Source organism: Hydrocoleum sp. CS-953 (assembly GCF_002260545.1).
Taxonomy (GTDB): domain Bacteria; phylum Cyanobacteriota; class Cyanobacteriia; order Cyanobacteriales; family Microcoleaceae; genus Trichodesmium.
The window spans coordinates 1-9,579 of record NZ_LGSU01001305.1 but is presented as its reverse complement, the minus strand read 5'-3'; the positions used below and the strand labels follow the sequence as shown (position 1 = coordinate 9,579).

Here is a 9,579-nt window from a genome sequence, read left to right as displayed (position 1 = left end):
CTATTGCCAGTTAAGAGTTAAGTGTTCCCTATTCCCTACAGCGGTTTTCATATGAATAAACCACAATGATACTAACTCCTAACTGCTAACTCCTGACTCTGTACGGACGTTGCATGCAACGTCCCTACCTCCTGACTCCTGACTCCTGACTCCTAATAATGAGTTTAGTGGTCTACTCAACTGAAAAGCGCTGTAAAAAGCAGTAAGATTTTTGCCACGAATAAAATAGGATTGCTATAACACCTGCAAAATAAAAATATAGCAATCCTATTTCAGTTGTAAGATTTTGGTTGTACGGGCAATTCGAGTTGGCGTTAGGGTTAGCGTTAGCGAAGCTCCTCTGCAAGAGGCAGCTCCTCTGCAAGAGGCAGCTCCTCTGCAAGAAGCAGCTCCTCTGCAAGAGGCAGTTCCTCTGCAAGAGGCAGCATGACCTAGGAAATCGCCCCTACAGGAGTCAGAATTTTCAAGGTTTTCAGCTCAAATTAACTATCATAAAAATTCTCACAAACAATTTAGGATTGCCAGATGTCATATTTGACTATATCTTTATGAACCAGAACCATGATAAGATTAGTTTGGTCTGTTTGTCCACAAAATTATGATGGACAGAAAGAGTTATTTAATTTACCCTCTAAATCTTTTCCAATGTCAGACCAGAAAACATTACTTGATTTTGCAGATAATTTAGTTAAAGGCTATACAGGCTCAGTGTTGAGTCAAGCAGAAGGTCTTATTTTGATGGAAGCCTTAAACGTTAGTGCTAAAAAGAAGACCTATGGCCAGATTGCAGCANGACCAGAAAACATTACTTGATTTTGCAGATAATTTAGTTAAAGGCTATACAGGCTCAGTGTTGAGTCAAGCAGAAGGTCTTATTTTGATGGAAGCCTTAAACGTTAGTGCTAAAAAGAAGACCTATGGCCAGATTGCAGCATCAATAGGCTACTCTGGCGGGTATATCAAAGTGGTGGCTGCTCAACTGTGGAAATTATTGTCGAAAGTTATTGGTCAAAAGGTCAAGAAAGCTAATGTTCGCACAATATTGCAATCGCAGCTTAAGTCTAAATCCTTAGAGCTTTCAACGCAGTTTAAAAGCTTGGCTGAAGAAACAGCAATCTCAAAGCTAGATCGACAGCAAGTTACTCCTGAAGTTATCCTCCCTGTAGCTACCACCCATGAAGGTAAGGAAATGAAGGACGATAAATCTAGAATGGCCAGCATTCTTGTAGTGGACGATCAGCCCCACAATGTAGCTCTACTAACCGACATCCTGGAAGAGGATGAGTTTGAAGTCTGGCAAGCTACCAGTGGTGTAGAAGCTTTGGAAATGGCAAGGAAGATACTGCCAGATTTAATTCTGCTCGATATTAATATGCCAGATATGAATGGTTATCTTGTCTGTCAGCACCTTAAAGCGGATCGAGAAACTACAGCCATTCCGATTATTTTTATCAGTGCCTTAGATGGGTCTTGGGATAAAGTCAAAGGTTTTTCTGTGGGTGGGAGTGACTACATCACTAAACCCTTCAATACATTAGAAGCGATCGTTCGTATTGAGAATCAACTGCAAATTCGCCAGATACAAGAGAAAATGCTTGGAATTGAGGAGCAAGGTCAGGCAACTCCTCACCAGACTATTGCTTCAGAGTCAAAGCAGATTCTGATGGTGGATGATGAACTCAAAAATTTAGCCCTATTGACTGATGTATTGGAAGAAGAAGGGTATGAAGTCTGGCAAGCAGATAGTGGCTCGGAGGCATTAAGAATTGCTGAGATGATATTGCCGGATCTGATTTTGCTAGATATTAAGATGCCAGATATAAACGGCTATGATGTTTGTCAACAACTGAAGGCAGATGCCAAGACCAAACTTATCCCTGTGATTTTCGTGAGTGCTGTGGATGAAACCTGGGATAAAGTGAAAGCATTTTCTGTAGGTGGTAGTGATTATGTGGCTAAACCCATTGATATGCTTGAATTGATGGTTCGGATTAGATCTCAATTGCAAATTTGGGGCTATTCAATAATTAACAATTAACAATTAACAATTAATAATTACCTCGTTACACCCCACAAACTAGCAAAAAACTATTATGGCTAAACACGGGCTTTGTAAACGATTATGTCAGAATTTCAAGCCAGAGACTTTAGTCGGAGGTACTGATAACTGATAACTGAAATGACCTATTTACTTAACTTACTGCGCTTTTGAGTTGGGTAGACCACTAAACTCATTGTTAGGAGTTAGGAGTTAGGAGTTAGTATCATTGTGGTTTATTCATATGAAAACCGCTGTAATTACCAAATATACACATGACTTACGCAAAGGCTCTATATATAGTGCCTATTAGACTTTTTCAGCAAACCCTAATTACTAAATATACNGAAATGACCTATTTACTTAACTTACTGCGCTTTTGAGTTGGGTAGACCACTAAACTCATTGTTAGGAGTTAGGAGTTAGGAGTTAGTATCATTGTGGTTTATTCATATGAAAACCGCTGTAATTACCAAATATACACATGACTTACGCAAAGGCTCTATATATAGTGCCTATTAGACTTTTTCAGCAAACCCTAATTACTAAATATACAATTAATTTTACTTAATCACTTAAAAATTAGACTTAACAATGAAAAGACGAGATGTATTGCGTTTAGGAACATCAGCAGCATTAGGATGGAGTGCAACTTACGCACTCAAAGCTTGTAGTCGGTTTTCCTCTTCTTCATCTGTTAAATTATCCCTTGAAGAGACTCGCGGTTTAGAATCAGCAAGCGTCATCGGAACCGATGCTTACCACTTTCTCAAAGATGTAGGTAAAACATTTTCCGGCATGACTCTACGATTGATTACAGAAGACGTACCCAGTGCCCAAGTTGCTTGGAAATTAGTTCAAGAAGAATTTATTCCCCTAACAGGAATCAAAGTGCAATGGGAGCTATTACCCCTCGAACGTGTTTTGGGACGGATCGAGCAAGACATTGCCAGAGAAACCGGAATCTACGACATCATGTATTGCGATCGAGATTGGGTCGGTCGTTTTGCTAATGTTGCGGTCAAACCCAAATATTTGCTAGAGAACAGTGACCTCAAATATCCCAACTACAATTTTGAGGATTTTTTCCCTTCTTTGGTTGCTAATATGTCTTCCTATAAAGGACAGTTGGTAGCAATCCCCTATGACATCCNAAACCGGAATCTACGACATCATGTATTGCGATCGAGATTGGGTCGGTCGTTTTGCTAATGTTGCGGTCAAACCCAAATATTTGCTAGAGAACAGTGACCTCAAATATCCCAACTACAATTTTGAGGATTTTTTCCCTTCTTTGGTTGCTAATATGTCTTCCTATAAAGGACAGTTGGTAGCAATCCCCTATGACATCCCCATCTTTATCATGTTCTACCGCCAAGATATTTTTGAAGAATTGGGGTTGTCCGTCCCGACAACAATGACAGAATATTTAGCAACAGCGCAAATTATTAACGAAGCAAAAAAACCTCAAGTTTATGGAACAGCAGGACAGTGGAAGGTAGGGCATAACAGCTTGCTTTGCAATATGACCGCTTGGCTATGGTCTCATGGGGGGTCGTTTTATCATGGGGATGGAACGCCAGCCATTAACGACGAGCGGGCGATCGCGGGAATGGAATATTTACTGGCTCAACGACAATATGCTCCTCCCGAAGCATTAACCTGGGATTGGTATGGGGAAGCAGAAGCTTTTCGCCAAGGTCGGGTAGCTATGTTGATCTCTTGGGGAGAGTGGTTTCCATGGTTTGAAGCATCGCCGACATCTCAAGTGTCAGGACGAGTCGCAACTGTCCGATGTCCCCAAGAAATTGCCCTGCGTTCTTACCGCGAATGTGCTTTTGGGGAAGTTCCGGGCATCAGCCATTGTGGAGGAAGCAGTTTGTTACTCTCTCGCTATAGCAAGCAACAAGAAGCAGCATGGGTGTTTCTGCAATGGCTCACAAGCCCAGACACTACGACCAGGGTGGCAATATTGAGTAACACCAACGGCGTTCGTCGCAGCACCTATAGCGATCCTCGATTGCGAGTTGGATTTGGAGCGCAACCTAATGTTGTTAAGTATTTCGATGTGACTTTAGATGCTATTGAAAATCGTATGGGAGTAGAACCCCACCTTCCTAATTGGATCGAACTTGGTTTCAATCGCTTTCCCGTGGAACTTGGAAAATTAATGACAAATCAACAGAGCATTAAAACTACTTTAGACAATATGGCGCAAGCGGCCGCCCAAGTATCACAAACCCTATAATAGACCTATTGCAAAAGTTTTAATTAAATCAATGTAAGACATGAAATAAACAATTTTCTCCCCCCTATTCCCTATTCCCTATTCCCTATTCCCTATTCCCTATTCCCTGACTAATGAAACTTATCCCTCGAAATATTCGTCCTCTAAAATACTTCTTCAAGAATTACAGCTTACGCTATCAACTGTTAGGCTTATTTTGCTTCATTTCTCTAACTCCTCTTGCCGGCTTTGTTTGGTGGAATCACCAAAGCACGCGAAGGGCTTTGATTAAATCGGCTAATCAATCCCTCAATGCTGCTGCTTCTCAAACTGTAGCAAACATTGATGCGTTCGTTAGTGCCAATTTAATGGCAATTGTTACCGAAGCGCAACAAGAAAGTCTTGCCTCCTATTTAAAAACTGCACCAAGCACTTCTCCAGCCCTGAAAGAACAAGCCCTCAACACGCTAAATACCTTGATTGCCAAAGATAAAATCTTTTTAGTGTCTTGGGCTCTTCTTGATACCAATGGGCAGAATCTGCTTGATACCCACTTTCCTCAGATCGGACAAGATGAGTCAGAGCGCGACTACTTCCAAGTTACTCTAGTAACAGGAGAACCTTTTGTATCCAACTTAGAATTTTCTGAACTTGATGGCAAGCCTTACTTGTACTTCAGTCAGTCAGTCCGCGATCGCGAGACTGGAAAAGTCGTTGGAGTGTTACGCAGTCAGTACAGCGCAACCAAACTCCAACATATCGTGTTGGAAAATAATAATTTAGCTGGTTCTTTTTCCTTTGCCATTCTGCTGGACGATCGAAATTTACGCTTGGCACAAGGATATAGAGATGATGGGAACCTACCGGAAGAAGTTCTATTCCAATTTCTCGCTCCTCCAAAAGCCGATACTATTCAGGAGTTACAGGCAATTTATCGCTTGCCGGCTTCCATCCCTACCGATAACGCAACTAAACTTACCAAATTTGATGAATTTGCTGCAAATTTTAGCCCCGATCGCCCCTACTTTGATACTATTCTTTCTGAAGAAAAGAAAAGAAAATATGCTGGAGCGCTCGAATCTACCCAAACCATCTCTTGGAAGGTCGCTTATTTGCGACCGAAATCTGTTTTTCTCCAACCCATCAAAATTCAAACCCGAAATAACCTCCTCCTTGCTTTTGGGACGACAATTGCAGCAATTAGTGTAGGATTTGGCATGGCACATGTTATTTCTTCTCCCATTGGCAGGTTGACAGCGATTGCCAGGCAAGTTGCCGATGGTAATTTAAACGCTCGTGCAGACATTGGATATGGCAATGAAATTGGCGAATTGGCTCGTACTTTTAATACCATGACTCACCAACTTAAGGAGTCTATCGAATTACTGGAACAACGAGTACAAAAGCGAACGGCCGAACTAGAAGAGCGAACTGTCGAGCTGAGATGTGCCAAAGAAAAAGCAGAAGTGGCTAACCAAGCTAAGAGCGAATTCCTTGCCAATATGAGTCACGAGTTACGCACCCCCCTCAATGGCATTCTCGGTTATGCCCAGGTATTGAAGCGATCGCCCGCTTTACCCGAAAAAGAAAAAGAGCAAGTCGAAATTATGCACAAATGTGGCAACCATTTGCTGGGCATGATTAATGACATCTTGGATTTAGCCAAGATTGAAGCGGGCAAACTCGACCTGATTCCGAAATCAATTCATCTAGCCTCCTGTTTACAGGGGGTCGTGGAAGCCTGCCGAGTTCGTGCAGCCCAAAAAGGTTTGGAGTTTGTCTATCAGGTTGAATCAGGATTACCCGAAGGGGTTGAAGTGGATGAACAGAGACTACGGCAGGTATTATTCAACTTGTTAGGCAATGCCATTAAATTTACCGATCGCGGCACAGTTACCTTGCAAGTATGGGCTGCTGCTGCCCTTGATTCAGATCGTCGTCGCCTGAGATTTGTGGTGAGTGACACTGGAGTAGGCATTGCCCCAGCCGATCTCAAACGGCTGTTTGAGGCTTTTATGCAAGTAGGCGATCGCCGAAAGCAGTCGGAAGGTACAGGGTTAGGCTTGGCCATTAGTCATCGGATTGTGCAATTGATGGGGTCCGACATTGAAGTACAAAGTGAAGTTGGTAAAGGCAGTCAATTTAGCTTTGAGATCGTTGTGCCCTTAGCCTCTGAGTGGGAGATGCCGCCAACCAACCTGCACAACCACACCATTGTTGGCTACACCGGAGAGAGACAGCGACTGTTGTTAGTAGATGATCGTTGGGAAAATCGCAGCGTTTTAGTGAATCTGTTGGGTCCTATTGGCTTTGAAATGGTCGAAGCGGAGGATGGTCAACAAGCACTGGAAAAGCTGCAACAGCAGCCCTTTGATTTAGCGATTACCGATTTGGCCATGCCGGTGATGGATGGGTTTGAACTACTACGGCAGGTGCAGCAGTGCCCAAAGCTGCAACCTCAAAAAATTATTGTGTCTTCTGCTTATGTGTCTAAGCAAGACCAAGAACTCGCCCTGAAGGCCGGAGCGAATGCCTTCCTGCCGAAACCTATTAATGCTGAAAAACTGTTCAAGCTTTTAGCGGACGAGCTAGACCTAGAGTGGGAATATGCTAGGGATGATATGGTGGAGGGAAGCACCTCTGAGGCAGAGGTAGGGATAACAATACCACCCCGAGAACAACTGCAAGCAATGTATGAAGCTGCAGAGGCAGGAGACTTTCGTCGCATTCGCCGACAGTTGGAAGGGTTAATGGCAGAGGAAGCAGAATATGAAGCATTTGTGTCACCGCTGTTGGCACTAGCAAAAAAGCTCAAAACCAACGAGATTAAGACAATACTAGCTCAGTATGTGTAGACGAAATAGCTGACGTAGCCATGATAGATAGCGCTATAGTGACTGATATCATGTCCGTTTGAGTAGTTATATCATGTCCGGTAGCATCGGTCTTGTATAGGGAAGGTAAGGAAGAAGGAAGAAGGAAGAAAGAAGAAGGAAAAACCTTACTAATGGTAGCTCTTTCCCCAACTTTTACACGCTCCGATACCAACGGACATGATATTATACTTTTGAGGAAGGAAGGCAGAGGGCAGCTATGCTGGAGGCAGAAGGGTTTCTTCCAATTATGAATTAATTTTATAGAAGCCATTTGGTATCTCCAGAAAATAGGTCATCAGGGGAAGTAATTGATAAGAAATGGGTAATAATTGATTTGATGATTGGATTTGAGGAGATATCTAATACACCCCATCTCCCCATCTCCCCATTTCCCCATCTCCACATCTACTTTTAAAGCGATCGCCACTTTCCCATATTAGGAGAATGGCGATCGCTCAATTTAGCTCGATCTGTTCAATTAAGCTTCAACAGATGATTCACCTATCACTCATGTAGTGGAGTATAGCGAGCTTGACACTCTTCATAAGTAGGTACCTTTGTTGCCTTTTCAGTAATTAGACGAGCGCCACCTTGACCAGTAAAGTAACTCCATGCCCACTGAATCATTACAATTAGTTGGTTATCAAATTCAATCATATAGTAGATATGAATAAATAACCAAGAAAACCAAGCTAGAGGTCCAGAGAAACGAATGGCTTTATACTGTACAACTGCTTGGTGACGACCGATAACAGCCAAACTACCATAGTCAATATAGTGGAATGGTTTTAAAGTCTGACCTTTCAACCGCTTTCTAATTAGCTTGGCGACATAAACTCCTTCCTGCATNATCATATAGTAGATATGAATAAATAACCAAGAAAACCAAGCTAGAGGTCCAGAGAAACGAATGGCTTTATACTGTACAACTGCTTGGTGACGACCGATAACAGCCAAACTACCATAGTCAATATAGTGGAATGGTTTTAAAGTCTGACCTTTCAACCGCTTTCTAATTAGCTTGGCGACATAAACTCCTTCCTGCATTGCTGCTGGAGCAACTCCAGGTACTGGGGAGTCTCCTTGATGAGAGAAGTTAGCTAAGTCTCCAATCACAAAAATGTCAGGATGACCAGGTATTGTCAGGTCTTCATTAACAAAAACGCGACCTGCACGGTCTAATTCTGCACCTGTGCGATTAGATATTGCTTCAGACACTGCTGATGCTTTAACTCCTGCACCCCACAATATGGTATGAGCTGGAATGTCTTTTGTTGTTTCTCCAGAACGAACAGTGACTACATCGTTTTCGATATTAGTCACCCGTGTTTTGGTCATCACTGTGACGCNTGTCAGGTCTTCATTAACAAAAACGCGACCTGCACGGTCTAATTCTGCACCTGTGCGATTAGATATTGCTTCAGACACTGCTGATGCTTTAACTCCTGCACCCCACAATATGGTATGAGCTGGAATGTCTTTTGTTGTTTCTCCAGAACGAACAGTGACTACATCGTTTTCGATATTAGTCACCCGTGTTTTGGTCATCACTGTGACGCCCAACTTCTCCAGCTCTATTCTTGCTTTTTCTGACAAAGCAGGTTTGAAAGAAGGTAAAATTCTCTCTCCACTTTGGATCAGATGAATTTGAGCTTCGGTAGTATTAATGGAACGGTATTCTTCTTTTAATTTAGTGTGAGCTAATTCTGCTAAAGCACCTGCTAATTCAACACCTGTTGGACCTGCGCCAACTATCGCAAAGGTTAATAGTGCTTTCCGTTTTTCTGAGTCCGATTCTTTTTCTGCAGCTTCAAAAGAGGCGAAGATTCTTCGACGCATTTCTAGTGCGTCTTCTACTGTTTTTAGTCCGGGAGCTTTTTCTGACCAATCATTTCCAAAATAGTTATGGCTAACACCAGTAGCTATAACTAACGTATCGTAATCTAATTCTTGATCGCGTAAAATGAGTTTTTTCTGTTCGGGATCGACATCCACGACTTCACCCATAATAACGTGAGTATTTTTCTGTTCAGCAACTACACCGCGAAGAGGAGAAGCAATATCTCCAGGGGAAAGACTTCCTGTAGCTACTTGATAAAGTAATGGCTGAAATAGATGGAAATTTCTTTTGTCAACCAAGGTTACTTTTACAGGTGCTTTCCCAAGCTGTTTGGCAGCTTCTAATCCTGCAAACCCACCTCCAACGATGACAACATGATGAGGAGATTGATGTTTTTCCTGGTTTAGACTCATAGTTATTTCCCCTTTTCAACTGAGTAATTGCTATTGCTAATATAATGGTTTTTTTTAGCCATTAATGGTCGTTATTTTCCGACCTTGATTTTAAGGTATCACAATTTTTTCAAGGGTTTTAGTATCAACTGTTACCAATTGTTAATTTAAAATAAAGCTTACATAACTATTGACAAAAATAGATG

Annotated in this window: 6 protein-coding genes; 4 read left to right on the top strand and 2 right to left on the bottom strand. The window is 42.1% G+C overall.

The features are described from left to right. Positions 1-286 precede the first annotated feature (286 nt). The 4 genes from AFK68_RS37250 to AFK68_RS23610 all read left to right on the top strand — a co-directional run bounded on the left by AFK68_RS37250 (position 287) and on the right by AFK68_RS23610 (position 7,120). On the top strand, positions 287-430 hold the full coding sequence (locus AFK68_RS37250) for a hypothetical protein (RefSeq protein WP_168186618.1): 144 nt from the start codon (positions 287-289) through the stop codon (positions 428-430). A 363-nt stretch (positions 431-793) separates the two neighbouring features. After that, positions 794-2,038, top strand: a 1,245-nt coding sequence (locus AFK68_RS23625) for a response regulator (RefSeq protein WP_143438181.1), incomplete at its 5' end; no start/stop codon positions are given. Positions 2,039-3,212: 1,174 nt separating this feature from the next. Continuing rightward, positions 3,213-4,286: an extracellular solute-binding protein gene (locus tag AFK68_RS46240; protein ID WP_371357526.1), complete on the top strand. Its 1,074-nt coding sequence runs from the start codon at positions 3,213-3,215 to the stop codon at positions 4,284-4,286. A gap of 113 nt (positions 4,287-4,399) precedes the next feature. Continuing rightward, complete coding sequence (locus AFK68_RS23610) at positions 4,400-7,120, top strand: hybrid sensor histidine kinase/response regulator (RefSeq protein WP_210407586.1); 2,721 nt, start codon at positions 4,400-4,402, stop codon at positions 7,118-7,120. 871 nt (positions 7,121-7,991) lie between these two features. Here the strand turns inward: AFK68_RS23610 and AFK68_RS23600 are convergent. Beyond that, the coding region (locus tag AFK68_RS23600; protein WP_246844393.1) for an NAD(P)/FAD-dependent oxidoreductase at positions 7,992-8,479 on the bottom strand (488 nt) is incomplete at its 3' end. A 12-nt stretch (positions 8,480-8,491) separates the two neighbouring features. Next, the coding region (locus AFK68_RS23595; RefSeq protein WP_143438179.1) for an NAD(P)/FAD-dependent oxidoreductase at positions 8,492-9,394 on the bottom strand (903 nt) is incomplete at its 3' end. Positions 9,395-9,579 lie beyond the last annotated feature (185 nt).

Excerpts from the sequence above, each read along its gene's own strand:
- AFK68_RS46240 (WP_371357526.1), top strand. The coding sequence starts at position 3,213 with ATGTATTGCGATCGAGATTGGGTCGGTCGTTTTGCTAATGTTGCGGTC.
- AFK68_RS23610 (WP_210407586.1), top strand. The coding sequence starts at position 4,400 with ATGAAACTTATCCCTCGAAATATTCGTCCTCTAAAATACTTCTTCAAG.